General features: G+C 64.9%; 27 protein-coding genes. 11 read left to right on the forward strand and 16 right to left on the reverse strand.

The genetic code is table 11. The features are described 5' to 3' along the window. Positions 1 to 64 precede the first annotated feature (64 nt). The 7 genes from V6N07_RS08855 to V6N07_RS08885 form a co-directional block, all read right to left on the reverse strand. On the reverse strand, positions 65 to 541 hold the full coding sequence (locus V6N07_RS08855; protein WP_371155721.1) for an RNA pyrophosphohydrolase: 477 nt from the start codon (positions 539 to 541) through the stop codon (positions 65 to 67). Between the two features lie 42 nt (positions 542 to 583). Next, positions 584 to 1,924, reverse strand: coding sequence for a S41 family peptidase (locus tag V6N07_RS08860; RefSeq protein ID WP_371155723.1), 1,341 nt, complete (start codon positions 1,922 to 1,924; stop codon positions 584 to 586). A gap of 9 nt (positions 1,925 to 1,933) precedes the next feature. Beyond that, positions 1,934 to 3,049, reverse strand: a complete 1,116-nt coding sequence (locus tag V6N07_RS08865; RefSeq protein WP_371155725.1) for a murein hydrolase activator EnvC — start codon at positions 3,047 to 3,049, stop codon at positions 1,934 to 1,936. Then, positions 3,046 to 4,557: a 2,3-bisphosphoglycerate-independent phosphoglycerate mutase gene (gene gpmI / locus V6N07_RS08870; protein WP_371155726.1), complete on the reverse strand. Its 1,512-nt coding sequence runs from the start codon at positions 4,555 to 4,557 to the stop codon at positions 3,046 to 3,048. Before gpmI ends, V6N07_RS08865 begins: the two co-directional genes overlap by 4 nt. A 40-nt stretch (positions 4,558 to 4,597) precedes the next feature. Continuing rightward, positions 4,598 to 5,056 carry a 23S rRNA (pseudouridine(1915)-N(3))-methyltransferase RlmH gene (gene rlmH / locus V6N07_RS08875; RefSeq protein WP_371155728.1) on the reverse strand — a complete coding sequence of 153 codons (459 nt, stop codon included), beginning with the start codon at positions 5,054 to 5,056 and terminating at the stop codon, positions 4,598 to 4,600. Position 5,057: 1 nt separating this feature from the next. Further along, complete coding sequence (gene rsfS, locus V6N07_RS08880; RefSeq protein ID WP_371155730.1) at positions 5,058 to 5,492, reverse strand: ribosome silencing factor; 435 nt, start codon at positions 5,490 to 5,492, stop codon at positions 5,058 to 5,060. A gap of 234 nt (positions 5,493 to 5,726) precedes the next feature. After that, complete coding sequence (locus V6N07_RS08885; protein WP_371155731.1) at positions 5,727 to 7,061, reverse strand: mechanosensitive ion channel family protein; 1,335 nt, start codon at positions 7,059 to 7,061, stop codon at positions 5,727 to 5,729. 349 nt (positions 7,062 to 7,410) lie between these two features. Here V6N07_RS08885 and V6N07_RS08890 point away from each other — a divergent pair, with 349 nt between their 5' ends. Together V6N07_RS08890 and leuC are read left to right on the forward strand one after the other, a co-directional pair. Then, a complete protein-coding gene (locus V6N07_RS08890) occupies positions 7,411 to 7,920 on the forward strand; it encodes a VPLPA-CTERM sorting domain-containing protein (RefSeq protein WP_371155733.1) in 510 nt (169 codons plus the stop codon). Between the two features lie 261 nt (positions 7,921 to 8,181). Continuing rightward, positions 8,182 to 9,585, forward strand: coding sequence for a 3-isopropylmalate dehydratase large subunit (gene leuC / locus V6N07_RS08895; RefSeq protein ID WP_371155735.1), 1,404 nt, complete (start codon positions 8,182 to 8,184; stop codon positions 9,583 to 9,585). Between the two features lie 78 nt (positions 9,586 to 9,663). Here leuC and V6N07_RS08900 read toward each other — a convergent pair whose 3' ends face one another. The 3 genes from V6N07_RS08900 to secA form a co-directional block, all read right to left on the reverse strand. After that, the gene (locus tag V6N07_RS08900) at positions 9,664 to 10,656 is read right to left on the reverse strand and encodes a DUF1835 domain-containing protein (protein ID WP_371155736.1); all 993 of its coding nucleotides are present in this window, start codon (positions 10,654 to 10,656) and stop codon (positions 9,664 to 9,666) included. Positions 10,657 to 10,791: 135 nt separating this feature from the next. Further along, positions 10,792 to 11,916 (reverse strand): hypothetical protein, encoded by a 1,125-nt coding sequence (locus V6N07_RS08905; RefSeq protein ID WP_371155738.1) that lies wholly within the window; start codon positions 11,914 to 11,916, stop codon positions 10,792 to 10,794. Positions 11,917 to 12,069: 153 nt separating this feature from the next. Further along, entirely contained in the window at positions 12,070 to 14,802 is a 2,733-nt protein-coding gene (secA, locus tag V6N07_RS08910) for a preprotein translocase subunit SecA (protein WP_371155740.1), read from the reverse strand. 197 nt (positions 14,803 to 14,999) lie between these two features. On the opposite strand from secA, the gene V6N07_RS08915 reads away from it, so the two are divergent. The 4 genes from V6N07_RS08915 (at position 15,000) to V6N07_RS08930 (ending at position 17,864) form a co-directional block, all read left to right on the forward strand. Continuing rightward, entirely contained in the window at positions 15,000 to 15,830 is an 831-nt protein-coding gene (locus V6N07_RS08915; protein WP_371155741.1) for a peptidylprolyl isomerase, read from the forward strand. 3 nt (positions 15,831 to 15,833) lie between these two features. Continuing rightward, a complete protein-coding gene (gene argJ, locus V6N07_RS08920) occupies positions 15,834 to 17,216 on the forward strand; it encodes a bifunctional glutamate N-acetyltransferase/amino-acid acetyltransferase ArgJ (protein WP_371155742.1) in 1,383 nt (460 codons plus the stop codon). 10 nt (positions 17,217 to 17,226) lie between these two features. Then, a complete protein-coding gene (locus V6N07_RS08925; RefSeq protein ID WP_371155743.1) occupies positions 17,227 to 17,628 on the forward strand; it encodes a (deoxy)nucleoside triphosphate pyrophosphohydrolase in 402 nt (133 codons plus the stop codon). Between the two features lie 110 nt (positions 17,629 to 17,738). Continuing rightward, positions 17,739 to 17,864 (forward strand): hypothetical protein, encoded by a 126-nt coding sequence (locus tag V6N07_RS08930; protein WP_371155744.1) that lies wholly within the window; start codon positions 17,739 to 17,741, stop codon positions 17,862 to 17,864. Between the two features lie 132 nt (positions 17,865 to 17,996). Here V6N07_RS08930 and hemH read toward each other — a convergent pair whose 3' ends face one another. Both hemH and V6N07_RS08940 read right to left on the reverse strand, forming a co-directional pair. Further along, entirely contained in the window at positions 17,997 to 19,082 is a 1,086-nt protein-coding gene (gene hemH / locus V6N07_RS08935) for a ferrochelatase (RefSeq protein WP_371155745.1), read from the reverse strand. Continuing rightward, positions 19,079 to 19,891: a methyltransferase domain-containing protein gene (locus V6N07_RS08940; protein WP_371155746.1), complete on the reverse strand. Its 813-nt coding sequence runs from the start codon at positions 19,889 to 19,891 to the stop codon at positions 19,079 to 19,081. The genes hemH and V6N07_RS08940 overlap by 4 nt, the downstream gene beginning before the upstream one ends. Positions 19,892 to 19,909: 18 nt before the next feature. On the opposite strand from V6N07_RS08940, the gene V6N07_RS08945 reads away from it, so the two are divergent. Genes V6N07_RS08945 through V6N07_RS08960 form a run of 4 tightly spaced genes read left to right on the forward strand, consistent with a single transcriptional unit; the run spans position 19,910 to position 22,225 of the window. After that, positions 19,910 to 20,653 (forward strand): double zinc ribbon domain-containing protein, encoded by a 744-nt coding sequence (locus V6N07_RS08945; RefSeq protein WP_371155748.1) that lies wholly within the window; start codon positions 19,910 to 19,912, stop codon positions 20,651 to 20,653. 37 nt (positions 20,654 to 20,690) lie between these two features. After that, on the forward strand, positions 20,691 to 20,948 hold the full coding sequence (gene grxC / locus V6N07_RS08950; RefSeq protein WP_371155750.1) for a glutaredoxin 3: 258 nt from the start codon (positions 20,691 to 20,693) through the stop codon (positions 20,946 to 20,948). Beyond that, the gene (locus tag V6N07_RS08955) at positions 20,949 to 21,779 is read left to right on the forward strand and encodes a carbon-nitrogen hydrolase family protein (RefSeq protein ID WP_371155752.1); all 831 of its coding nucleotides are present in this window, start codon (positions 20,949 to 20,951) and stop codon (positions 21,777 to 21,779) included. It abuts the gene before it with no gap. Next, entirely contained in the window at positions 21,776 to 22,225 is a 450-nt protein-coding gene (locus tag V6N07_RS08960) for a MarR family winged helix-turn-helix transcriptional regulator (RefSeq protein WP_371155753.1), read from the forward strand. Before V6N07_RS08955 ends, V6N07_RS08960 begins: the two co-directional genes overlap by 4 nt. A 24-nt stretch (positions 22,226 to 22,249) precedes the next feature. Here the strand turns inward: V6N07_RS08960 and V6N07_RS08965 are convergent, their stop codons facing one another. The 4 genes from V6N07_RS08965 to V6N07_RS08980 all read right to left on the reverse strand — a co-directional run bounded on the left by V6N07_RS08965 (position 22,250) and on the right by V6N07_RS08980 (position 25,759). After that, positions 22,250 to 22,957: an NYN domain-containing protein gene (locus V6N07_RS08965; RefSeq protein ID WP_371155755.1), complete on the reverse strand. Its 708-nt coding sequence runs from the start codon at positions 22,955 to 22,957 to the stop codon at positions 22,250 to 22,252. Positions 22,958 to 23,017: 60 nt separating this feature from the next. Then, positions 23,018 to 23,509 carry an N-acetyltransferase family protein gene (locus tag V6N07_RS08970; protein ID WP_371155756.1) on the reverse strand — a complete coding sequence of 164 codons (492 nt, stop codon included), beginning with the start codon at positions 23,507 to 23,509 and terminating at the stop codon, positions 23,018 to 23,020. Then, positions 23,506 to 24,618 (reverse strand): S-(hydroxymethyl)glutathione dehydrogenase/class III alcohol dehydrogenase, encoded by a 1,113-nt coding sequence (locus V6N07_RS08975; RefSeq protein WP_371155758.1) that lies wholly within the window; start codon positions 24,616 to 24,618, stop codon positions 23,506 to 23,508. Before V6N07_RS08975 ends, V6N07_RS08970 begins: the two co-directional genes overlap by 4 nt. A gap of 94 nt (positions 24,619 to 24,712) precedes the next feature. After that, the gene (locus tag V6N07_RS08980; protein ID WP_371155759.1) at positions 24,713 to 25,759 is read right to left on the reverse strand and encodes a putative zinc-binding metallopeptidase; all 1,047 of its coding nucleotides are present in this window, start codon (positions 25,757 to 25,759) and stop codon (positions 24,713 to 24,715) included. Between the two features lie 243 nt (positions 25,760 to 26,002). Here V6N07_RS08980 and rimP point away from each other — a divergent pair, with 243 nt between their 5' ends. Then, positions 26,003 to 26,587, forward strand: coding sequence for a ribosome maturation factor RimP (gene rimP / locus V6N07_RS08985; RefSeq protein ID WP_371155760.1), 585 nt, complete (start codon positions 26,003 to 26,005; stop codon positions 26,585 to 26,587).

Genomic DNA, 26,587 nt, shown 5'->3' on the forward strand with positions numbered 1-26,587 from the left:
TCCGGAGTTGGCGAAAGATCCCCTAACCCTGCCCTCCGGGGGGGCTGACAGGCAATAACAGCCGCTACAGCAACTCGAAATGGCCAAGGACGTGGTGGTAGATGTCCCGCTTGAACGGAACGATGCTGTCCAGAACCTGTTGCCCGGACATCCATGACCAGCGCGAGAATTCGCGCACGTGGTGGTCAAGGTCTACGGCGCTGTCGGGGCCGTCATACCGCATCAGGAACCAGTCCTGCATCTGCCCGCGGTAGCGTCCCTTCCACATCTTGCCGACCAGATCGGAAGGCAGATCGTAGGGCACCGCCTCTGGCAGGCGCGATACCAGCGTCACGGCAGAGGCGGGCAGGCCCGTCTCCTCCGTCAGCTCGCGAAAGGCGGCGTCCTGCGGATCTTCCCCCTTGTCGATCCCGCCCTGGGGCATCTGCCATGCACCGGGGAAATCCAGCCGCTCCCCCGCCCAGATCAACCCCGACGGATTGATCAGGCAGACGCCCGCACAGGGGCGATACGGCAGTGTGGCGATCTGATCAGGTGTCATGGGCATGTCCGCAGGCGGGCACGAAGGCCCGCCCGCCACTCCTTATTCGCCGCCAACGTCGATGGCGGACAGACCCTTGAGGATGTCGATGGCATAGGCCAGCTGGTAATCCTCGTCCCGCAGTTCGGCGGCCTTGACGGCGGCCTCCTGCTCCAGCCGGATCTGCTCCTGCTGGTCGTCGGTCAGGCTGTCGTTGTCGAGCGATCCGCGCAGGCTGGACTCGGAGCGGCGGGGACGTGCGGCGGTGTCCTCCTCCTCTCCCTCCAGCTCCGGCACGCGGGGGGGCTGAACCACGACGATGTCGGGCGAGATGCCGAGCGCCTGGATCGACCGACCCGACGGCGTGTAGTAGCGCGAGGTCGTCAGGCGGATCGCGCCATCGCCCTGCACCGGCATGATGGTCTGGACGCTGCCCTTGCCGAAGGATTTGGTGCCCACGACGACGGCGCGGCGGTGATCCTGCAGGGCGCCCGCAACGATCTCCGACGCGGAGGCGGAGCCGCCGTTGATCAGGACAACCATCGGCAGACCCTCGATCACGTCACCCGCGCTGGCGCCAAAGCGGTCGCCGTTGCCGGATTCACGCCCACGGGTCGAGACGATCTCTCCCTGTTCGAGGAACGCATCGGCCAGATCGACGCCGGCGTTGAGAAGGCCGCCGGGGTTGTTGCGCAGGTCGAGGACGATGCCGTTCACCTCGGACAGGCCGCCGACTTCTTCCAGCGTCGTCTCGAGACCGGACATCACATTGGGAATGGTCTGGTCGTTGAAGGTCGACACGCGGATGACGATGCTGTCGCCTTCCTGTCGCACGCGTGCGGCCGTCAGCTTGATGGTGTCGCGGGTGATCGCGATGTCCAGCGGCTCTTCCAGACCTTCGCGCACGACGGTCACGAGGATCTCGGACCCGATCGGACCGCGCATCAGTTCGACCGCTTCCTCCAGCGTCAGGCCCAGCAGGTTCTCACCGTCGACAGCGGTGATGAAGTCGCCCGCTTCGACACCGGCCTCGAAGGCGGGGGTGCCGTCCATGGGGGTGATGACCTTGACGTAGCCTTCCTCCTGCGTGACCTCGATGCCGAGGCCGCCGAATTCACCCCGCGTGTCGACCTGCATGTCCTCGAAGTCGCGCGGCGGCAGGTAGGACGAATGCGGGTCGAGCGAGGTCAGCATGCCGTTGATGGCCGCTTCGATCAGTTCGCCCTCGTCCACGTCCTCGACGTATTGGTTGCGAATGCGCTCGAATACGATGCCGAACAGGTCCAGTTGCTCGTAGACGTTGGATTCGCTGGCTTCCTGCGCCAGCAGCGGTCCCGCAACCTGGGTGGTGGCCACAATACCGGCGATGACACCGCCCGCGGCGGCCATGGCGAAATTTTTCATCTCTTTTTCCTACTCTTCGGCGAACCAGGCGATCGGGTCCACGGGCCTGCCGGCCTCTCTCACCTCTACATAAAGCGTTTCCGTTCGCGATGTGCCACCTCCTGCGGCGCTGTCGCGCAGGAAATCCACCGTGGTCGGCTGTGTCCCGCCCATCAGGCCCAAGGGGGCGCCAGCCACGACAACATCCCCAATCTCCACGTAAATCTCTGCGATACCGGCAAATATCATCATCACGCCTGACCGTGGCTCCTGAATAATCACGTTTCCGTAATCCAACAAGGGTCCGGCATATCGAATGGTGCCCGCCGCAGGGGCCGAAACCAGCGCACCCGGCGTGGCCGCCACCACAAGGCCCGGGCGCGCAATCCCGGCGGCGTCGGGCCGGTTGAACCCGCGCAGCACCGTGCCGGCCACGGGCAATGGCAAGGGCAGGTCCAGAATGGCCTGCCCCGCCGCCGCCGGCATCTGGCCCAGACCGTCCGCAAAGGCCTCCAGCGTATCGACGCGGTTCAGGAGCGCCGCGATCTGCGCGCTGTCCTCCGTCAGGCGGCGCGGCAGGTCCGTCCGGTCCGAAATCGCCTCGGACAGGGCAAGGCGCGCGGCCTGGATACCAAGCAACCCTTCCGCAAGGGATTGGGCGGCGGCTTCCTCCAGCAGGCGCAATTCCGTCAGGTCGGCAATGTCGCTGCGCAGGCCGTCTGCCTCCTGCTGAAGGGCGGGAGCGACCTGTCCCAGCATCATCGAGGCGCGCGCCGTGCCCAGCGCCCCGGAGGGATGCAGCAGCAGCAGGGGCGCGGGTGCGCGTTCGATGCTGGTCAACACGCCAAGCAACCGTGCGATCTCATCCTCGCGCGCATCCAGATCGGCGGACAACGCGCGTTCCCGTATGATGACCTGACGCAGACCGTCGCGCAGGGCGGCAAGACCCTCTTCGTAGGCGCGCACCACGGCCGTCAGGGCGCGGACCCGATCGCTGGCGTCGTCGGCGCGGTCCAGCTGTGTCGCGGCATCGGCCAGCAGGGCCGCCGCACGGCGGGCGGTCGCCCCCGCATCCTGTGCCCCGGCCATCCCGGCCACGGTCAGCCCGGCCGCAAGCAGCCATCCAAATGCGGCGCGTGCGGTCATGTGATGAGGGTCTGTCCCGTCATCTGCGGCGGCGGGGCGACGCCCATCAATTGCAACAGCGTGGGTGCAAGGTCGGCCAGACGCCCGTCGCGCAAGGTCGCGCCCTCGGGACCACCCAGCAGGATGACCGGAACCGGGTTCAGGGTGTGGGCGGTATGCGCCTTGCCGGTCTCCGGGTCGATCATCGTCTCGCAGTTTCCATGGTCGGCACAGACGATCATCGCACCATCCGTCCCGTCCAGCGCGGCCATCACCGCGCCAAGGCCCGCATCCACTGCCTCGCAGGCGGCGGAAGCGGCGCGCAGATCGCCGGTGTGGCCGACCATGTCGGGGTTGGCATAATTCACCACGATCAGGTCATAGCCCTTCTCGATGGCGGCCACGAAATGCTCCGTCACCTCGGCGGCCGACATCTCGGGTTGCAGGTCATAGGTGGCGACGTCGGGGGATTTCGGCATGTGGCGATCCTCGCCCGTCTCCGGATCCTCCTTGCCGCCATTCAGGAAGAAGGTGACATGCGGATACTTCTCGGTTTCGGCGAGGTGGAACTGGGTCAGGCCCTGTTCGGCAACCCAGTGACCCAGCGTGTTCTCGACCGTCTTCTTTGGGAAAACGGCGGTCATGAAGGCGTTGTGCTGCACCGAGTAGTCGACCATCCCCAGCATGTGCAGGTCGGGCCGGGCCGCGACGTCGAACCCGTCGAAATCGGGCGCGGCAAGGGCGGACAGGATCTCTCGCGCACGGTCGGCCCGGAAGTTCAGGCAGAAGACGCCGTCGCCGTCCTTCATCCCTTCGTAGTCGCCAAGAACCGTGGGCTGGATGAACTCATCGCTTTCGTCGCGGTCGCGCGCGGCCGTCACGGCGGCCTGCGGGTCGGTCGACACCTCGCCCTCGCCCCAGACCATCGCGGCCCATGCGCGCTGCACCCGGTCCCAGCGGTTGTCGCGGTCCATGGCAAAGTACCGCCCCGTCAGGGTGCCGACGGTGACACCATCGGGCAGTTCGGCCATCAGCGTGTCGACGAAACCTTCCGCGGAGCGTGGTGCCACGTCGCGCCCGTCGGTGATCGCATGCAGCACGACGGGAACATCGGCGGCGGCCACGGCACGGCAGGCGGCAAGAACATGCGCGATATGGCCATGCACCCCGCCGTCGGAGATGACACCGATCAGATGCGCGGTGCCACCCGTTTCGCGCAAGGTGCCGATCCAGTCGGTCAGCGCGGCTTCATCCTTGAAGGTGTCGGTTTCGATGGCGTGATCGATCAGGCCCAGATCCATGCGCACGACGCGTCCGGCGCCGATGTTCATGTGTCCCACCTCGGAATTGCCCATCTGCCCCTCGGGCAGGCCAACATCCGGGCCGAAGGTCGTCAGCGTGGCGTTCGGGCATTCCGCCATCAGCCGGTCGAAATTGGGGGTATGCGCGCAATCGGGCGCCGATTGCTCTGGCCGGTCCGAAATGCCCCAGCCGTCGAGGATGCACAGGATGACGGGTTTCTTGTTCATGTCTGACCTCCGAACGCGTTGCCCCCGTCTTAGGATGCGATCACGCCCGATGGTAGGGGGAGCCGGCAAGGATACTGGCCGCACGGTAGAGTTGTTCGGTCAGCATGACCCGCACCAGCATATGCGGCCAGACCATCGCCCCGAAACTGATCGCAAGGTCGGCCCGGTCACGCAGGGCCGCATCAAGGCCATCCGCCCCGCCGATCACGAAGGCGATGTCCCTTGCCTGATCCCGCCATGCGCCGAGGCGGCTGGCCAGATCGGGTGAGCTGAGCATCTGCCCCCGCTCGTCCAGCATGACGACAGCGGCCCCGTCCGGCAGGGCGCGGACAATGGCATCCGCCTCGGACAGGGCACCGCGGCCCTCGACCTCGGTCAAGGCAACCGGGGGCAGGCCCAGCCCGCGCCCCGTCTTGGCAAACCTGTCCAGATACGCGTCGACCAGTGTCTTTTCGGGCCCCTTGCGCAGGCGCCCGACGGCGATGAGCGTAATCTTCACCCTAGTGAGGCTGAGGTTCCGCGCCCGGATCCTGCCACATCTTTTCAAGTTGGTAGAATTCCCGAACTTCGGGGCGGAAGATGTGGACGATCACGTCACCCGCATCCAGCAGCACCCAGTCGCCTTGCGACTTGCCTTCTGTCCGGGCAGAACGTCCAAGAACGTCCTTGAGTTTTTCGGCCATCTTTTCGGCAATCGCCCCGACCTGACGGGTAGACCGACCAGAGCAGACGACCATCCAGTCGGCCACCGAGGATTTGCCGCGCAGATCGATCTGCACGATGTCCTCTGCTTTGTCGGCGTCCAGAGATGTCAGGATCAGGTCCAGAATCTCGTTCGTGCGCCCGGCCTGTCCGAGCGAAGTATCCTGGGCCCCTTGGCCCGTGATGGTGTCGGCAGCCAGCGTCCGATCCTCCGAAATGTGAGTGGGGCGCAAGGTGCGACCTCCGATTGGTAGTTTAGGGTATCATCAGGCGGTGCGTCCAGCAACGCCGCGAAAGGGCCAGATGGGGTCTGCGCCGGCTTACGTCAATCACCTGTGACACGGTGTTTGACATCCGGCTCGGGACAACATGGCAGGAACCCGCCAATCCGGGCCCGGACGAGGCGCGCGGTCGGTTGGGGCCGATCCGTGCCGGATGGGTGCGGCGGCTCCGGCGCGAACGATGAATCAATCCTCGCCATGTCCCGCCTGCGACGGGTCGTTCAGGTGGCGCACCTCACGCTGCGGGAAGGGGATGGAGATCCCATGCTCCTTGAAGCTGTCCCATAGGGCCAGAAAGACATTGCCGCGAATATTGGTCAGCCCCCCGGTGGGATCGCTGATCCAGAAGCGCAGGATGTAGTCGACCGAACTGTCCCCGAACCCGACGATGTGACAAACCGGCGATTTTATCGACAGAACCCGGTCCACGCTGCTTGCGGCCTCGACCGCGACGCGCCGCACGAGATGGGGGTCGTCGCCGTAGGCCGTGCCGAAATGGATGTCGAGGCGCACGAAACTGTTGGAATGGGACCAGTTCACCACCTGGCCCGTGATCAGATCCTCGTTCGGGATCAGGTATTCCTTGCCGTCCCGCGTCGTGATCGACACGTAGCGCGCGGTCAGCGAGTTGATCCAGCCGAATGTCTCGCCCAGCGAGATGACGTCCCCCGGCTTGATGGACTTGTCCAGCAGGATGATCACGCCGGACACGAGGTTCGACACCACCTTCTGCAGCCCGAAGCCCAGCCCGACGCCGATCGCGCCGGACAGGACGGCCAGCCCCGTCAGATCGAAGCCGACGGCCTTCAACCCGAGAAAGAACGCCCCGGCATAGAGGATCGCCTGCATCAACTTGATGACGAGCACCCGCATCGACGGGCTGATGTCCTCGTTCTTCTGAATGCGGGCGGCCGTGGTGGTAGACACGAAGCGCGCGCCCGCGAACAGGATGCCGATCACGACACAGGCCGTCAGAATGCCCAGAACCGACAGGCGGAACGCCCCGAAATCGACCGCCAGCGCATCGAGGGTGGCGCGGGTTTCATCCCAGATCCCGAGGTAGAAGACCGTCACATAGCCCCACAGGCCCCAGGTCACCAGTTTGCGCAGAAAGGGATTTCGCACGAAGCGGGCCACGAAACTGACCACCATCCACGCCGTGCCCATGGTCGCCGCAAGACCAACGAGGTAGCTGCGCGATGGCCAGGTCGTTTCCTGCATCGTCAGATAGACCGCCCAGGCGAGGGCGGCGAAGAAGATCAGGCCCAGCCGATTGCGCAGGATCACGAGCGCCCGCAACTGCCACTTTGGCCGCCCGGTCTGCGCGCGCATCCATTCTGTCATGCGGTCGGCCGCTATACGGCGCAACACCCACGCAAAGGCCATCAGGCCAAGAACGATCAGGACCTGCCACAACTTCCATCCCGGTTGCAGCATCTCGGTCGCATAGTTCGAGATCTGCGCCCAAATCAGCAGGAGCTCGTCGCGCAGCGGCAGACTTTCGAGAATATCCTCTTCCATTAAAAACTTATGGGATGGATTGCCTGCCGGACACAACAGCCGGACAGGGCCGCAACACCAATCGGCAAAGCGCAATCATGTCGCGCCAGGCGATTCTGCTGCGACAATGGCAGATCGGGCACAAGCCATTGCAAGGCCGGGCGGGACCTCAAGGCAAGAGACGGAATGCACGCCGACTCGCCTGCGGCGGGCGGGCAGAGAGCGTATTTCCGTTCTATTCGAGACATTTGCAGGATTCCCGAAATCGGAAAACATGGCCTTGGCCAGCAGCGGTCGGATTGACTCAAAGTTAATAAAGTCTTAAAAAAGCCTTATTCGGCAACCCGAAAGGACTTGGAACATGTCATTCATGAAGAAACTTGCAGTCGCCGCAGCATTGGCTGTCGCACTGCCGGCCATGGCCAGCGCCGCCACCACGGTCGCTCAAACCGCGACGGCCGATGGCTTCGACCTCACGTTCAGCTGGAACGGAACGCCCGCCTCTGCGGAAACGACGTTCATCGTGAACACTGCATTTGACTTCTCGTTGACGTCCTACAGCGGCACCGGCAGCGAACAGACCGGCTATTACCTCGACGGTCCGTTGGGGCGCCTGACCACGTCCACCACCGCATGTGACTCCGCGGTCTGGGGCAGCCCCGGAAATTGCGACCTGATCACGGCAAGCACTTCGTCTGGCGTCCTGTTCTCCGATCTGCAGGCCGGCACCTATGGCATCGGCTTCTTCGACAGCGCCTCGCCGGTGTCGGGCAGCCTGGCATTCAACGTCGCGGCAGTTCCGCTGCCGGCCGGTGCGGCCCTGCTGCTGACGGCCCTGGGCGGTCTGGGCCTGGCCCGTCGTCGCAAGAAGGCCGCCTGAGGCCCATACGGCCCCCGACAGGGGACCGGAACGGAACGGTGGGCCGCTTCGAGAAATCGAGGCGGCCCTTCACGTTTTGGTGCTGCCCCGCGGGTCTTGCGAAAGACAGCGCCGCTAATTAGACACCGCGCCATGCCACGCGTTCACGACCTGAGCGATCAAGACCTGCTGCCCTGGCGGTTCTTCGGGCGTGCCTACGAAGAGGCGGTTTGACGGCAGGTCTGCCCCCCTGCCCTGCTCTTCCACGAAGGATTTCACGACATGAACGCCAAGACACTCTACGACAAGATCTGGGACGCCCACCTGGCGCACGAAGCCGAGGACGGCACCTGCCTGCTGTATATCGACCGCCACCTGGTTCACGAAGTGACCAGCCCGCAGGCCTTCGAGGGCCTGCGCATGACGGGCCGCACCGTGCGCGCGCCCGACAAGACCATCGCCGTGCCCGACCACAACGTGCCGACCACGCTGGACCGTGCGAACGCCGCCACGATGACCGAGGACAGCCGCGTGCAGGTCGAGGCGCTGGACAAGAACGCCAAGGACTTCGGCATCCACTACTACCCAGTCTCCGACGTCCGGCAGGGCATCGTGCACATCGTCGGCCCCGAGCAGGGCTGGACCCTGCCCGGCATGACCGTCGTCTGCGGTGACAGCCACACGGCGACGCATGGTGCCTTCGGCGCGCTGGCCCACGGCATCGGCACCTCCGAGGTGGAGCATGTTCTGGCGACCCAGACCCTGATCCAGAAGAAATCCAAGAACATGAAGGTCGAGATCACCGGCAAGCTACGCCCCGGTGTGACGGCCAAGGACATCACCCTGTCCGTGATCGGCAAGACCGGCACCGCCGGTGGCACCGGCTATGTCATCGAATATTGCGGCGAAGCGATCCGCGACCTGTCGATGGAAGGTCGGATGACCGTTTGCAACATGGCGATCGAGGGGGGCGCGCGTGCCGGCCTGATCGCGCCGGACGAAAAGACCTTCGAGTACTGCAAAGGCCGCCCCCACGCGCCGAAGGGCGCCCAGTGGGAGGCCGCGCTGAACTGGTGGAAAACGCTCTATTCCGACGATGATGCCCATTGGGACATGGTCGTGACCATCGCCGCCGAGGATATCGCCCCGGTCGTGACATGGGGCACCTCGCCCGAGGATGTCCTGCCGATCACTGCGACCGTCCCCGACCCCGCCGACTTCAAGGGCGGCAAGGTCGACGCGGCCAAGCGGTCCCTCGACTACATGGGCCTGACATCGGGCACGCCCCTGTCGGAGGTCGCCATCGACACGGTGTTCATCGGTTCCTGCACCAATGGCCGGATCGAGGATCTGCGGGCTGCGGCCGCAATCCTGAAAGGCAAGAAGATCGCGGTGAAGCGGGCCATGGTCGTACCCGGTTCGGGCCTCGTGCGCGCCCAGGCCGAGGAAGAGGGCCTCGCTGACATCTTCAAGGAAGCGGGCTTCGAGTGGCGCATGGCCGGTTGTTCCATGTGTCTTGCCATGAACCCCGATCAGCTGGCCCCCGGCGAACGCTGTGCCGCGACGTCGAACCGCAACTTCGAAGGCCGTCAGGGCAAGGGCGGTCGCACGCACCTGATGTCGCCTGCGATGGCCGCCGCCGCCGCCGTCACGGGCCACTTGACGGATGTGCGCGACATGATGTGACGCGCAAGGTTCATCGCGTATCGACCACGACGGCCCCGCTTTTCGCGGGGCCGTTTGCGTTCGGAATATCCCCTTCGGCTATCCGCCCCGCAGGGCAAGGGTTCCGACACCCGCATCCCACGTCCACATCGGCCGCTCCGATCGCAATCTGACGCCGCCCAGCCAATCGTCGCGGCGCAGCAGGGTGAACGCGTCGCTGTCTCCGGACAGGATGGACCGACCCGCGTCCGTCAGGTTCAGCCGCTGTCCGGCAAAGGTTGCCGCATCCACGTCATCCATCGGCGGCGAGCGGAAGGGATGGGGCGCAGACCTCAACAGGCCCGCGTCGCACAGACGGCTCAGGACGGCATAGGTGGTCCAGTCCCCGATATAGAGCACCTCTTCCCTTTCCATATTTCGCACGAACAGGTCGTGGGGCCCGTGCACGCCCCCCGCCACCAGTGTCAGAAGCTGCCATTCGGTCCGGGTCAGGCCCGTTTGCCGGTCCGGGTAATCCTCCAGATGGCGCAGAAGGGCCGGCGCCAGAAACGGAAACACGGCAAGATCGCCCCTTGTGAACGCCAACAGATCGCGAGGGTCTGCCGATCGGAACGCGGCCCACCCCGATCGGGCAAGGTCCAGCATGTCGCCCGTTATCGCCTGTCGGTCATCATAAAGGGACGCCATCTGCGGCGCGCTCAGCTGTCCGATGCCCCGGAACGCTGCGACCCCCGGAAAGCGGTCGATACAGATCAATTCCAACCGGGTTGGAGGGGCCGCTGACAGATGGTCGAGAATCTGCAGGATCTGCAACTGGTCCAGCAGGTCATGTTCGAACCACAGGATGACATGATCCGCCCTGCCGATCCCCTGAACGATTGCATCCCGCGCCTCGAACTGGGCCTGTGCCGCGTCGTCCTGTGGACCGGCAAGATAGCGCGCGCGCAGCTTGCTGGCCTCTGGCAGGGGCAGACCGGCGGGAAAGGGGCCGTGGTGCATGGGGTCGCGCCACGGAAGGATCCTGTCGCACAGCCCCGTTTGACGCAGGATCCCGGCTGCGCCGTCGCCGTTCGTGATATGCAGATCGGCCATGCGCGCACCCCGATTACCCCGTTGCCGAGGGACGCTAGGCTGGCCGGGTCTGCTGCGTCAACGCATCCGGCGATATGGGGGCGCGCGGCCCCGGGGGACCACCGCGCCCCGTTCAGTCCCGGTGCGGGGCGGCGATCAGTTCGATGCCACGGCGATCGGCCGCAGCAGGCTGCCCAGAAGGATGTAGTCGCCCACGGCCTCGCAGGTCGGCATCGTCAGGGTGACGTCCTGCGTGATGGCGGCAATACCCGGACCCGTCTGGATGGTGCCGCCATAGACCGTCTTTTCGCAATTCGTTTCGGTCACGGCGGCCTCGATGCTCAGGTCGACGGACATGCCCGCAGGAACCGTATAGATCATCGCGGCACGGCTTTCATCGAGCGTGGGGTCGCCAACGGTCGTCAGAAAGCCCCCGTTCCCGCTCAGCGCGTGAGCAATCGTGCGATCCCCGGACGGGCCGACGTGCCCTTCCTCTCCGTAGGTGGCGTCGCCCTCGAAGGCATGCAGTTCAAGACCGGCGTCATCCTGCCAGAACAGGACGGCGCGATGGTAGCGGTCGAAATCGACCGTCTCCGACTGGATGACGACCGGATCCCGCGCTTCGACCAGAACGGCGACCGAAGGTGTATCGGACAGGGACGGCACCTCGACGGTCGCAAGACCCGCGTCATCCAGCGCGATGGCAACCTGAAGATCGTCCTGAATGATATCGACGCGAGCGCCGGCATCGCAGGGCGATGCGATTTCAAGGGCGATCGTCGCGGCGGCCAGTGGCATTGCCTGAACCGAAACGGCACAGGGCCCCTCGCCCGTGGTGGCCTGCGTCTCTCGGACATCAGTCAGCGTGCGAATGGACGGCGTTTCAAGGGCTGCGACGGCAATCGGTTCCTGCGGCGCAGACAGAACGGTTTCGGCGTCGGTGCCGGGGGTCGGCGTGCCCGTGGCGACCATCGCGGCAACCCCGGCCATCTGCGTGTCCGGACCGCGGGACGCCATCGCGGCATCCGTCACCTCGGACAGGCCGCGGGCGACGTCTGTCGGCCCGTTCTGCCCAAACAGGTTCCAAGCGACGACGGACCCCATCGCCAGCAATGTGATCATCGCCATCCGCCGACGCACGTCCGGCCTGCGAAAGCGCGCGGCCAGTTTACCCGTGATGGATTGCGGGGCCTTGGCGGCGGCCCGCTGTGCACGGCGCTTGGCTGCAGGCCCCATCGGGCGTTGGGCCTGATCTGCGGCTGTCTCGGATGCGTCACTCATTTCTACCGTCCTTGGGAACAGATCGTTTCCCGAGACGTGCCCCTGAAACAAGGCAAATCTTGGGAAGCGCCCTGCCGAGATACGGACGATTATGTGTAGAATTGGTTGATGCCCCCGCCGCCGAGGGCAAGGGCATCGTATCGGCGCGCCGGATCAGTAGGCGCCGTGACAGTGCTTGAACTTCTTGCCGGACCCACAAGGGCAAAGGTCGTTTCGACCCGGTGAGCCCCATGTCGTCGGATCATCCTCGACGAAGCCGGGCTTGCGGCCCGGCGCCTTCGCCGCATCGACCGTCTGCGCGCCCGCCGGTGCCTCGGACGATTCGGCAGGCGCCGGTTCCGCAGCGGCGGCAGCGGCGCGTTGCTGGGCGACCAACTGCTCCAGCATGGCCTTGCGCTCGTCCTCGGTCATGGGACGGATCTGCGACAGCTTCTTGGTCACGTCGGCCCGCAGGGAATCAAGCATCCCCTCGAATAACTGGAAACTCTCGGTCTTGTATTCGTTCAGCGGATCGCGCTGCGCGTAGCCCCGGAACCCCACGACCGAACGCAGATGCTCCAGCGTGAGCAGGTGTTCACGCCACTTGGCATCGATCGTCTGCAAAAGAACCTGCTTTTCGATCTGGCGCATCTGGTCTTCGCCGAAGGCCTCCGCCTTTTCCGCCATGCTCTTGTCGGAGGCCTCATAGAGACGCTCCCGCACGACTTCCTGATCGACACCGTCTTCGTCGGCCCAGGCAATGATCGGTTCGTCGAGGCCCAGCACCTCGATACAGGCGGCATAGAGGCCGGTCGCGTCCCATTGGTCGGCGTAGGATTTCGGCGGCATGTACTGATCGACCAGATCGTCGACGACCTGATGGCGCATGTCCTGCGCGATCTCGCCGATCTCGTCGGCCTCCATGATTTCAAGCCGCTGCTCGAACACCGCCTTGCGCTGATCGTTCATCACGTCGTCGAACTTGAGCAGCTGCTTGCGGATGTCGAAGTTGCGCCCCTCGACCTTGGCCTGCGCGCGCTCCAGCGACTTGTTCACCCAAGGGTGGATGATTGCCTCGCCTTCCTGCATGCCCAGGGTGTTGAGCACCTTCTCCAACCGTTCGGAGCCGAAGATCCGCATCAGGTCGTCATCCAGCGACAAGAAGAACACGGACCGCCCCGGATCGCCCTGACGGCCCGACCGGCCGCGGAGCTGATTGTCGATGCGGCGGCTTTCGTGGCGTTCGGTGGCCAGAACGAACAGGCCGCCGGCGTCCAGCACCTTCTGCTTGTCGGCGGCGACCTCCGCCTCAATCCGGGTGCGGACCTCGTCGGGGTCGGCGTCTGGCGTGGCGGCCAGCGCCTGCAACACCCGCATCTCGACGTTGCCGCCAAGCTGGATGTCGGTGCCGCGACCGGCCATGTTGGTTGCGATGGTGATCGTGCCGGGCTTGCCCGCATCCGCGATGATCTGCGCCTCCTGCTCGTGCAGGCGCGCGTTCAGGACGTTGTGCTCCATCCCTTCGGCCTTGAGCATCTGGGACAGCATCTCGGACTTCTCGATCGAGGTCGTGCCGACGAGGACGGGCTGGCCCTTGGCGTGTGCTTCCTTGATCTCGTTGACGACGGCGGCGTATTTTTCGGCCGCGGTGCGATAGACCTGATCGTGTTCGTCGGCGCGCGCGATGGGCCGGTTGGTCGGCACCTCGACCACGCCGAGGCCGTAGATGGAGCCGAATTCCTCCGCCTCGGTCGCCGCGGTGCCGGTCATGCCGGACAGGCGGTTGTAGAGACGGAAGTAGTTCTGGAACGTGACGGAGGCGAGGGTGACGTTCTCGGGCTTGATCGACACGCCTTCCTTGGCCTCGATCGCCTGGTGCAGACCATCCGACAGACGCCGTCCCGGCATCATGCGGCCCGAGAATTCGTCGATCAGGACAACCTCGTCGTCGCGCACGATGTAGTTCTGATCCCGGGCGAACAGCTTGTGGGCGCGCAGGCCCTGATTGACGTGGTGCACGACGGTGGTCGATTCGGGATCATAGAGCGACTGATCCTCCGGCAGGATGCCGGCCTGATGCAGGCGCATCTCCAGAAACTCGTTGCCTTCGTCGGTGAAGGTGACGGAACGCTGCTTTTCGTCCTTGGTGAAATGGTCGTCCTGGATCTCGGGGATCAGGCGGTCGATGGTCTGATAGAGTTCCGACCGGTCCTGCGACGGGCCGGAGATGATCAGCGGCGTGCGCGCTTCGTCGATCAGGATGGAATCGACCTCGTCCACGATGGCGAAGTTGTGCCCGCGTTGCATCATCTCGCTGGTGTTGGCGCGCATGTTGTCGCGCAGGTAGTCGAAGCCCAGCTCGTTGTTCGTCGCATAGGTCACATCGGCGGCATAGCCTGCACGCTTTTCATCGTCCGACTGCTGCGGGACGACGACACCGGTGGTCAGGCCCAGCGCGCCGAACACCTTGCCCATCCACTCCGCGTCGCGCCGCACGAGGTAGTCGTTGACGGTGACGACATGCACGCCCTTGCCGGACAGCGCATTCAGATAGGCCGGGAATGTCGCCACGAGGGTCTTGCCCTCGCCGGTCTTCATCTCGGCGATATTGCCCTGATGCAGGAAGATGCCGCCCAGAAGCTGCGTATCGAAGGCGCGCAGGCCCAGGGCGCGGCGCGCGGCCTCACGACAATTTGCAAAGGCCTCGGGCAGGAGGGCATCGAGGCTTTCGCCCTGAAGGGCGCGCTTGGCCAACGCCTCGGTCCGGTCCTTGATCCCCTCGTCCGACAGGGCCTGGAACTCCGGCTCCAATGCATTGATCTGAGCGACGATCTTGAGCGTCGATTTTACCTTTCGGTCATTCGGCGTGCCGAACACCTTCTTCGCGATACCACCAAGTCCAAGCATGTGCGTCCCTGCTTCGCGCCCTTGCCGACCGTGCCCCTGCCCCATATCAGTTCGGGAAAGACGGGTGGCGGCCAAGTGCGGGCGCGGTAAAAAATTGCCTCTAGCGCACTTAAGACCCGCCCCTATGGGTGTCAACGAACGCCCCCCGGGGGACGCAAGGATATGATCGGCAGGTTCTGCCGGAAAGGAACGACCTGATGAAACGACTTCTGACTGGTACGGCACTGGCGCTGGCGCTGGCTGCCCCTGCGGTTGCGCAGGATGCGACGACGGTGCTGGCCACCGTCAACGGCACCGACATCACGCTGGGCCACATGGTTGCGATGCGCGATCGCCTGCCCGAGCAGTATCAGCAACTGCCCGACGAGGTGCTGTATGACGGAATGCTGGAACAGTTGATCCAGCAGCAGGTCCTGGCCGATGCCGCCCGTGCCGACATGGCCCGCGCCGATGAGATCGGGCTGGAGAACGAGCAGCGCGCCTTCCTCGCCGGGCGCATCATCGACCGCGCCGCCGGGCAGGACATCGCCGACGAAGACCTGCAGGCCGCCTATGCGGAGACCTACGGTTCCGCCGAGCCGGAGACGGAGTGGAACGCCAGCCATATCCTCGTCGAAACCGAGGAAGAGGCCGCCGACCTGATTGCCCAGCTCGAGGACGGGGCCGATTTCGCCACCCTCGCGCAGGAACATTCGACAGGCCCCTCTGGCCCCGGCGGCGGGATGCTGGGCTGGTTCGGCACCGGCATGATGGTGCCCGAGTTCGAGACCGCCATCACCGAGCTTGAGACCGGCGCCGTCAGCGCGCCCGTGCAGACGCAGTTCGGCTGGCATGTCGTCAAGCTGAACGAGACGCGCACCAAGGACGCGCCGCCGCTGGACACCGTGCGTGCCGAACTGGAACAGACCCTGCGCGCAGGCGCCGTCGATGCCGAGGTGGAGCGTCTGACCGCAGAGGCCATGATCGAGCGATCCGACATCGCCCCCGATCCCGCGCTGATCCGCAACACCGACCTGTTGACGGAGTAGGCAATGGCAAAGGACGGAAAGGCGAAGAAAGCCGGCAAGAAGGCCAAGGACGATACGTCCGCCGCGAAGAAATCGCGGGACACCGGGGTGAAGAAGAAACACCTCAAGGCCCGCATCGCGGAGCTGGAGGCACAGTTGGCCGGCCCGAAGGGCCCGCTCGTCTCGCCTCTGGCGCCCGCCTTTCCGGACCTGCCTGCCATCGATGGCGTGCGCTTTGCGACCGCTCAGGCGGGCGTGAAATACAAGGGTCGCACCGACCTGATGCTGGTGGATCTGGCCCCCGGCACCGCGGTCGCCGGGGTGTTCACCCGGTCGGGCACGCGGTCTGCCTCGGTTCTGGATTGTCAGGAGAAACTCAAGGCCCCGCGCGCAAGCGGCGGTTGGGCCCTGCTGGTCAATTCGGGCAATTCAAACGCCTTTACCGGGGCCGCAGGTGTCGCATCGGTCGATGCGATCTGTCACGGGGTCAGCCAGGCTTTGGGCCTGCCACCCTCGCGCGTTCTGACGTCGTCGACGGGCGTCATCGGGCAACCGTTGCCGCACGACCGGATCGTGACGGCATTGGACGGCCTGTCCCAAGGGCTTTCGCCCGACGGGATGAAGGATGCGGCCCGTGCGATCATGACGACGGATACCTTCCCCAAGGGCGCGACCACGACCGTCGACCTCGACGGCACGACGGTCACGATCGCGGGCATCGCCAAGGGATCGGGGATGATCGCGCCCGACATGGCCACGATGCTGTCCTACGTCTTTACCGACGCGAAGATCACCGACCGCGCCTTGCAGGCCATGCTGTCCGACCTGACGAAGACGACGTTCAACGCCATCACGGTGGACAGCGACACTTCGACCTCCGACAGCCTCGTGGTTGCGGCGACGGGCAAGGCGGACCATCCGGAAATCACCAGCGCGCGCACCGTCGCGGGCAAGGCCTTCAAGGAGGCCCTGGGCGCCATCCTGCACGACCTTGCCCTGCAGATCGTCATGGACGGCGAAGGTGCGACCAAGCTCGTCGAGGTCTCCGTCACCGGGGCCGCCAATGCGCTGGATGCGCGGCGCGTCGCCTCGGCCATCGCCAACAGCCCCCTCGTCAAGACCGCCATCGCGGGCGAGGACCCGAATTGGGGCCGCGTCGTCATGGCCGTCGGAAAATCGGGGGCGCGGGCAGATCGCGACAAGCTGCGGATCACGTTCGGGGATATTCTGGTGGCCGAAAACGGGGCCGTCGCGGAAACCTACGCCGAGGAGGCGGGCGCCGCCTACATGACGCGGGACCGGATCACCCTGGGCGTCGACCTGGGCCTTGGCACTGCATCGGACAGGATGTGGACCTGCGACATGACCTACCGCTACATCGAGATCAATGCGGACTACCGATCGTGACGCGCGCCCGATGACCCGAATCGTCCTTGTGTCGGCGGTCGCGCTGATCGATCCGGAGGGACGCGTCCTTCTGGCGCAAAGGCCCGAGGGCAAGTCGATGGCCGGCCTTTGGGAGTTTCCGGGCGGCAAGGTCGAGGACGGAGAGACGCCGGAAGCCGCGTTAATTCGCGAATTGCACGAGGAATTGGGCATCGACACCTGGGCGTCCTGCCTTGCCCCGCTTACTTTTGCATCACATGCCTATGATACGTTCCATCTTCTCATGCCGCTCTTTGCGTGCAGAAAATGGAACGGACAGGTCACGGGCCGCGAAAACCAACGCCTGAAATGGGTCAAACCACTGGATTTGAAGAATTATCCGATGCCAGCGGCCGACATTCCTTTGGTCCCTATATTGCGGGATTGGTTGTAAGGAAGAAACAAAGTTCTGAAATCGCACGAAATTGATGCGGTTTTGACTAGGCAATGCCTAAGTGTCATCCTACCTTTATATTACACTCACACCCAGTCGGAGGATACTGGATGCTTAGGACTGTTACGATCGGGAACCACCTGTCGATTCAGGGGACCTTTGTCCAAATGCTCAAGAATGGCCTCGTAGAAGTCCGCGTCGGCACCCGCACCTATGCCGGGCGCCCCGTAAGCTGAGTTTTCAGACGTAAGATGATCTAGAAGAAACTGTGCACACCACCTGAAGGCGGGGCCGGCTCACTCACCGAGGCGTCCCGCCTTTTTTCGTGGCATCCTGCCGGTACCGGGGCCAGACCCGACCCCGGATCGTCATTCGGCAGCGGCGCGCTGATGCTGCGGCACGATCCACCCGGCGAGGTTCTCGATCACGATCTGCGACAGGGCATCCATATGCGCGTCGTCGTCGTTGAGGCACGGGATGTAGAGGAAATGCTCTCCGCCCGCCTCTTCGAAGCTTTCCTTGATCTCTTCGTTGATCTCTTCCAGCGTCTCGATGCAGTCGGCGGAAAAGGCGGGCGCGATGACGGCGATGTTCTTCTTGCCGTCTTCCTCGGCCAGACGCGCGACCTCCTCGACCGTATAGGGTTTCAACCACTCCTCGGGGCCGAACTTCGACTGGAAGGTCGTCTTGATCTGGCTCTCGTCCCAACCCAGACGCTCGCGCAGCAGGCGCGTCGTCTTCTGGCACTGACAATGGTAGGGATCGCCCTCCATCAGATAGCGCTTGGGCACCCCGTGGTAGGAGCAGCACAGGATCTCCGGCTTCACCTCGGCGGCGGCATAGGCCCGCTCGACGGACTGGGCCAGCGCCTCGATATAGCGCGGATCGTCGAAATAGGCGGGCACCGTGCGGACCGACGGCTGCCACTTCATCTTCATCAGCGTGCGAAAGAACTGATCATTGGCGGTGGCCGTCGTGGCACCCGCGTATTGGGGATAAAGCGGGAAGAACACGATCCGGGTGCAACCGGCCGCCTGCATCTGTTCGACCTTCGACTGCGTCGACGGGTTGCCGTAGCGCATGCAGTAATCGACCACGACGTTCTCGCCGAAGACCGCGCGCATCCGTTCGGCCATCTTGGCGGTCTGTGCCTTGGTGATCGTGGCCAGCGGCGATTCGCCCTGCGCCTCGTTCCAGATGGATTTGTAGGCAGCGCCCGACGAGAACGGCCGCTTTGTCAGGATGATGCCCTGCAACAGCGGCTGCCAGAGCCATGGGGAGTAATCGATGACACGGCGGTCCGACAGGAATTCGTTCAGATAGCGGCGCATGGAGCGGTAGTCATATCCGTCCGGCGTGCCGAGGTTGGCCAGCAGAACGCCGACCTTGCCCATCCGCACCTTGGGGTGATCGGCGGGGGCGTTCGGCAGCGGCGTGGCGTTCATCATGTTCATCGGTCTGGTCCCTGTTCCTTGACCCCCAGTGCGTCGGCCAGCCGGGCCTGCGCCGACCCGGGGCGCAAGGGCTTTGGCTGATCGTCGGACGGGGCCCAGCCCGTCAGGAAGATCATCTCGAATGTCGCGCGGATCCCGTCGCCGTCGGCGAAGGCATCCTGGTATATACGGGCGGCACGCGAAAACAGTTCACGCGACGATGGTTTTCTGTGCCGCATGGCAAGCGCGTTGGTCTCGCCCATGGCGCGCAGGTCCGCCATCAGGCGGTACATGTGGGCGTATCTGATGCGAAGCGGCAGGATGTCGGCCACCGGCAGGGCCAGTCCCGCACGTTGCAGAAGACCGCCCAGATCACGCACCTCGCCCATGGGGGCCACGCGCGGGGACAGCCCCCCGGCAACCTGCGCCTCTGCTTCGGCCAGTGCCGCGCGCAGCTCGGACAGGGTCTCACCCCCAAGGGTCACGCCGAGAAACAGGCCATCGGGGCGCAGCGCGCGGCGGCACTGGATCAGCTGTCCGACCGGATCGTCGGCCCAATGCAGGGCCATCGCATGAATGACAAGGTCATGTTGTCCCACGTCCAGATCCAGCGTCGGCGTGTCCGGAACGACTTTCGCAGATGGCAGCAAACCCCGCCACAGATCCGGCTGCCCCGTCACGATCGCAGGCGCGGTAAACGTTCTGTTAACGTCTTTCAGCCTCTCCTGCATCTCATCCAGCGCTTCCTCGTGCAGGAACCATGCGCTGCCGTCCGCGCGGGCACGATGGGCGGACAGGGCCGCGCGGTCTGTGAGGGTTGGTTGGGACATCGAAGGGGCATTTAGGGGATGAACCCGAAATTGCAAAGGGCAGGACGTGGCACCCTGCTGATGATGCGGGATGCGCTGTATCCGCAAACCTGTGTCCTGTGCGACGAACGGGTCGAGGACGAAAATGCGCTGTGCCCGGCCTGCTGGGCCGAGACGCCCTTCGTCACGGGCGCTGCCTGCGACATGTGCGGCGCGTCCCTGCCGGGCGCGTCGGATGGATCGGCGGACCGCTGCGACGATTGTCTCAGAACGCCGCGCCCGTGGGACGAGGGGCGCGCGGCGCTATCCTATGCGGGCGGTGGGCGGCGCATGGTCCTTGCACTGAAACATGGCGACCGGACCGAACTGGCCGAGGCCGCGGCGCGCTGGATCCTGCGCCGGTCGCGGACCCTGATCGGGCCCGAGACCGTCTTCGTCCCCGTTCCGATCCACCGATGGCGCCTTCTCAAACGCCGCTACAACCAGTCGGCCCTGATCTGCGCGGCACTGGCGCGCCTGACCGGTGGCACCTTCGCCCCCGAGGGCCTGACCCGCCTGCGCCAGACCCCCAGTCAGGATCGCAAGGGCACGGCCGATCGGTTCGCCAACCTCGAAGGGGCCATCGGGCGGATGCAGCCTGACCTTGCGGGACGGCATGTTGCGCTGGTCGACGACGTCATGACCTCGGGCGCGACCCTGACGGCCTGTGCCGAGGTCCTGCGACGTGGGGGAACCCCCCGGATCACGGTCCTGATGCTCGCGCGCGTTGCGAAAGACCCCTAGCGGGATATATGACAGGCGGAGCCATGCGAGGACCATCATGAAACCCGTCGAAATCTATACACAGCCGCTTTGCGGGTTCTGTACTGCCGCGATCCGCCTGCTGACCGAGAAGGGCGCCCAGATCACCGAGATCGATACCGCCCGTCAGCCCGGAAAGCGCGCCGAGATGATGCAACGCGCAAACGGACGCCGCACCACGCCACAGATCTTCGTCGGCGACACCCATGTCGGCGGGTGCGACGACCTCTTTGCCCTCGACCGGGCAGGCAAGCTCGACGCCCTGCTGCGCGCCTAGATGCGGGTCGGCCTGCTCCAACTGAATGTCGGGACGGATCCGCTCGTCAATCTGGAAACGACGCGCGGCCTGCTGGCCGAGGCCGTCGATCAGGGGGCGGATTTCATCCTGACACCCGAGGTCACGAATTGCCTGTCGTTCGACAGGCAATATCAGCGCGGCGTCCTGCGCCCCGAGGCGCAGGATCCGACCCTGCTGGCGATGCGCACGGCGGCGCGCGACCATGGCGTCTGGGTCCTGATCGGCAGTATCGCCCTGCGCACGGCCGATCCGCAGGGGCGTTTCGCGAACAGGTCCATCCTGATCGACCCGAACGGCGGGATTGTCGCGCGATACGACAAGATCCACATGTTCGACGTGAACGTCAGCGAGGCGGAGACTTTTCGCGAATCCAACGGCTACCGCCCCGGATCGCGGGCCTCCTTGGCTGATACGCCCTGGGGCAAGGTCGGCATGAGCATCTGCTATGACCTTCGCTTTCCGACGCTCTACCGCAGGCTCGCGCAGGCGGGGGCGACTTTCCTGACCATCCCGGCTGCGTTCACGGCCACGACGGGCGCCGCCCATTGGGAGGTTCTGTTGCGGGCCCGCGCCATCGAGACCGGCTGTTTCGTGCTGGCCCCCGGCCAGACGGGGACGCATGCCGTCACGGCGGACCGGACGCTGCAGACCCATGGCCATTCCATGGTCGTCGCCCCCTGGGGCGAAATCCTGCTGGATGCGGGGCATGAACCGGGGGCCTATGTCGTCGACATCGACCCGGACGAAAGCGCCCGCGCCCGTGCCCGCATTCCGGCATGGTCCGCCGAACCTGCCTGGTCCGGGCCATGAGCGGGGAAGAAGCCGACAAGCTGGCCGTGGCCCTGTTCAGCGAGATCCTGACCGCGGATCAGCTGATCCGCGCACGCCTGTCCCGCGCCCTGCCCAAGGGGATGGAACTGTCGCATTTTATCGTGCTGAACTATCTGGCCGAACATCAGGACGAACGGACACCGGCGGAACTGGCCCGCATCTTCCACGTGACCCGTGGGGCGATGACGAACACCCTGAACAAGCTGGAGTGGGCGGGGCATATCCACGTCCGCCCGGATTGGGACGATGCGCGGCGCAAACGGGTTTCGATTTCCGGGGCGGGCACGCGATCGCGCGATGCCGCGCTCAGTGCAATTCGTCCGATCATGGGCAGCGCGGTGCGCGACCTCGGCACGGATCGTGTCCGCGCCGCGATTCCCGTTCTGCGCGAGATGCGCGTGCGCTTCGCCAGTCTGGGGGACTGATGGCGCGGTCCGGGGGCAGCCTTCTCAGTCGATGCGCCGGACCATCATTTGCGTCCCTTCCATCCGCGTCTCCAGACGCTTGATGTCGGCGACAAGGTCGCTCAGCTTGCGCTTGCCATAGGTTCGCGTGTCGAAATCGGTGACTTCGGCCACGATCTGACTGCCCAGCGCGCCCAGCGCATACCAGTCATCGTCCTGATCCATACGCTCCATGGCGCGCAGGATCAGAGGCAGGGCATCCTGTGGCTGTTTCTTGCCCGGACGCGTCCCGGAGGCCTGCGTCGCGGGTTCGTCCATCAGGTTCTCGATGGTGATGAAGCGGTTGACGACCTTGCGCAGGCTTTCGGGGGCCTTGCTCTCGCCGATGCCGAACACCTCCAGCCCCTCCTCGCGGATGCGGGAGGCGAGGCGCGTGAAATCGCTGTCCGAGGAGACGAGGACGAAGGCGTCGAACCGGCCCGAATGCAGGATGTCCATCGCGTCGATCACGAGGCCGATGTCCGATGCATTCTTGCCCTTGGTGTTGGCGGTTTCCTGGTGCGCCACCAGACCCAGTTGCAGCACCTTGTCGGCCCAGCCGCGAAGATGCCCGCCGGACCAGTCGCCATAGACCCGGCGCAGGGCGGGTTCGCCCAGGCCCGTGATCTCCTTGATGATGGCCTCGGCGTACTTGGCCGGAATGTTGTCGGCGTCGATCAGGACGGCCAGCAGGGGACGGTCGCGTTGGGGCATTCGGTGGCTTCCTGAAACGGGTTCGCGTGCCCCCCACGCATAAGGCCGGGGGACACGCGATCACAAGGCGCGATACAGGATCAGGGCATCGACAGGGCCATCGACGGGATGGTCGAATGCCTCGGGAATCCGGCCGACGATGGAAAAACCGGCCCGCGTCCATGTGTCGATGGCGCGGGTGTTGTTGGCCACGACGAAGTTGAACACCATACCATGGAACCCGAGCGCCTTCGCCTCGGACAGCGCATGGGCCAGCATCGCGCGCGCAACGCCGCGCCCGCGCGCGGCGGGCGCCGTGACGAAACCACAGTTGCACAGGCGGGCACCCCCGCCCTTCTGGTTCTCGCGGATGTAGAACGTCCCGACGGGGACATCGTCCAGATGAACGATCCAGCAGCGTTCGGCAAACCAGTAGGCCAGCGCCCCGGCGCGATCTATGCCGCTGTCGACGGCATAGGTGTCGCCCGCGCGGAATACCGGCGCGAGCATGTCCCAGATGGCATCATCGGCCGCGCCGGGCGCGACCTCTTCGAAACGCAGGCTGGGGGTCAATAGAGGACGACGCTCCGAATGCTCTTGCCCGCATGCATCAGGTCGAAGCCCTTGTTGATGTCCGACAGGGGCATCGTATGCGTGATCATCGGATCGATCTCGATCTTGCCGTCCATGTACCAATCGACGATCTTCGGCACATCCGTCCGGCCACGCGCACCGCCGAACGCCGTCCCGCGCCAGACACGCCCGGTGACCAGCTGAAAGGGCCGGGTGGAGATTTCTGCACCCGCCGGGGCAACACCGATGATGACGGATTCGCCCCACCCCTTGTGCGCCGATTCCAGCGCCTGACGCATCACGGTCGTATTGCCCGTGGCATCGAAGGTGTAATCCGCGCCGCCCTTCGTCAGGTTGACCAGATAGGGAACGAGGTCGCCTTCGAACTCGGACGGGTTCACGAAATCGGTCATGCCGAAGCGCGTGGCCATTTCGATCTTGTCGGGGTTCAGGTCGACGCCGACGATCTGATCGGCACCGGCAAGCCGCAGCCCCTGAATGACGTTCAGACCGATCCCACCAAGGCCGAAGACGATGGCGCGGCTGCCGATCTCGACCTTGGCCGTATTGATGACGGCGCCGATGCCCGTCGTCACGCCGCAACCGATGTAGCAGATCTTGTCGAATGGCGCGTCCTCGCGGACCTTCGCGAGGGCGATTTCGGGCAAGACCGTGTGATTGGCGAAGGTCGAGCACCCCATGTAGTGCAGGATCGGATCCCCATCGAGCGTCGAGAACCGCGAGGTTCCGTCAGGCATCACACCGGCGCCCTGGGTGCTGCGGATCGACTGACACAGGTTCGTCTTCGGGTTCAGGCAGTATTCGCATTCCCGACATTCGGGCGTGTAGAGCGGGATGACGTGATCGCCGGGTTTCAGCGATGTCACGCCGGGACCGACCTCGACCACGACGCCGGCACCCTCGTGCCCGAGGATCGCGGGAAACGCCCCTTCCGGGTCCGCGCCCGAGCGGGTGAACTCGTCGGTATGGCAGATGCCCGTGGCCTTCATCTCGACCAGAACTTCGCCGGCACGGGGGCCATCGAGATTGACCTCCATCACTTCGAGTGGCTTGCCGGCCTGCAAGGCGACGGCGGCTTTGGTGCGCATGGGGGACCCTCCTGACTGTTGCACGGAGGGTGGCCCGTCCGGCTGTCGCGTGCAACCCGTGCGACGCACGTCGGTGCGGGCCGCCAACCCGCCGTCAGGCCGGGGCCCAGCGCCCGCCGATCAGGTCGTGCACGAAGGTCAATTTGTCCAGCACCGGCTGCGACAGCACGAAAGGATAGAAATCGCGGTTGCCCATCGACCGGTTCATCGCGTTCATCGCAACCGTCAGCGGCACCCAGTGGTCGATCAGTTCCTGAACGTCCGTCTGGTGATAAGGATCCTCCAGCTGCACCTGCGCAGGCGCGGTCGGGTCCATCGGGCGGGGGTTGATGCCATAGGCAAAGGCCGTCTCCAGCCCGCTGACCATGTGGAAGTAATGCGCCCATGTCTCGGCGAAATCCTCCCACGGGTGGGCGCTGGCGTATTCGCTGACGTAGGTGTTTTGCCAGTCGCGCGTGGGGCCCTTGGCGTAGTGACGGCGCAGCGCTTCGCCGTAGTCCTGCGTGTCATCGCCGAAACAGGCGCGACAGGCCGCCAGCGCCTCGGTATCAAGCACCATCTTGTCCCAGTAGTAATGCGCGACCTCGTGGCGGAAATGGCCAATCAGGGTGCGGTACGGCTCGCCCAGGGCCGTGCGGTTGCGTTCGCGGATGGCGTCGTCGGCCTCATCGATGTTGATGGTTACGCGCCCGTTGGCGTGCCCCGTCATGACCCGGCGGGCCTGTCCGTTCGGCAGGGTCTCATCCCCGAGCAGCTGAAAATGCAGGAAACCGTCGTCGCGGGCGCCGTCCGTATCCAGCGGCAGGTCGAACTTGATGAGGGAATAGAACAGCCGCCGCTTCGCCCGTTCCAACCGGCCCCACCGCAACAGGCGTGTCTGATCGGTGATGTCGGGGATTCGCGTCGTATGCTGACAACTCAGACACAGGTTGCCGGGTGCATCCGGCTCGCACAGCCAGTTGCAGCCGATCCGCCCCCGGTTCGCGCAGGTCTGCGCAACCGGTGCGCCCGCCGCCGGATCGTCGATACGGATGATCCTATCCGCCAGCGGGACATAGCCGAGGACCGCATCGCAGACGACGCAGGCGGTATTGTTGAAGTGAACCTGCGCGTTGCAGGTCGGGCAGGCGTATCGACGCATGGTTTCTTCGTCTTTCCGGCAAGGGACACCCGGGAATGCCCCGGTGGCCATTTTTGTTCCTATACGGCACCGGGCGCGCTTGCCATCGGCCCCATGCATCGGCGATGGCCGAACGCCACGCTTGCATCTGACGGCAAACTGGCCTATGTGCCCCTTCAACAGCGGCGGCCGAGCGGCCCCACCGGAAAGTTTAACGGGCCGCGGGCCCGTTTTTTTGTGTCCGCGTCCAGTTCAAGGAAAGTCATGTCCGACCTGATCGCAAAGACCGCCATGGACAAGCGCCTGGCCGAGATCGTCAGCCCCGTCATCGAGGACATGGGCTATGAACTCGTGCGCCTGCGTCTGATGACCGGCAAGAATGCCAACCTTCAGATCATGGCCGACCTGCCCGAGGGCGGGATCGAGGTCGATGCCCTGGCCGAGATTTCGACGGCGCTGTCCGCGACGCTGGATGTCGAGGACCCGATCGTCGAGGAATACACGCTGGAAGTCAGCAGCCCCGGCATCGACCGCCCCCTGACCCGCCTCAAGGATTTCGACGTCTGGGACGGCTACGAGGCGCGGGTCGAGACGACCGAGCTGATCGACGGACAGCGCCGCTTCAAGGGGTGGCTGCGCGGCACCGAGGGCGACGAGATCCTGATCGAGATCGAGCAGGGCAAGGAAACGCCGACCATCGGGCTGAAGTTCGAGTGGCTGAGCGATGCCAAGCTGATCCTCACGGACGGGTTGATCCGCGAAGTGCTGAAATCGCGCAAGGACAAGGGTCAGATCGATGAGACCCAATTCGACGAAGTAGAGACACTCATGGACGGTGAGGAAGACTGA

The sequence above is a fragment of the Jannaschia sp. 2305UL9-9 genome, assembly GCF_041403465.1.
GTDB lineage: Bacteria > Pseudomonadota > Alphaproteobacteria > Rhodobacterales > Rhodobacteraceae > Jannaschia.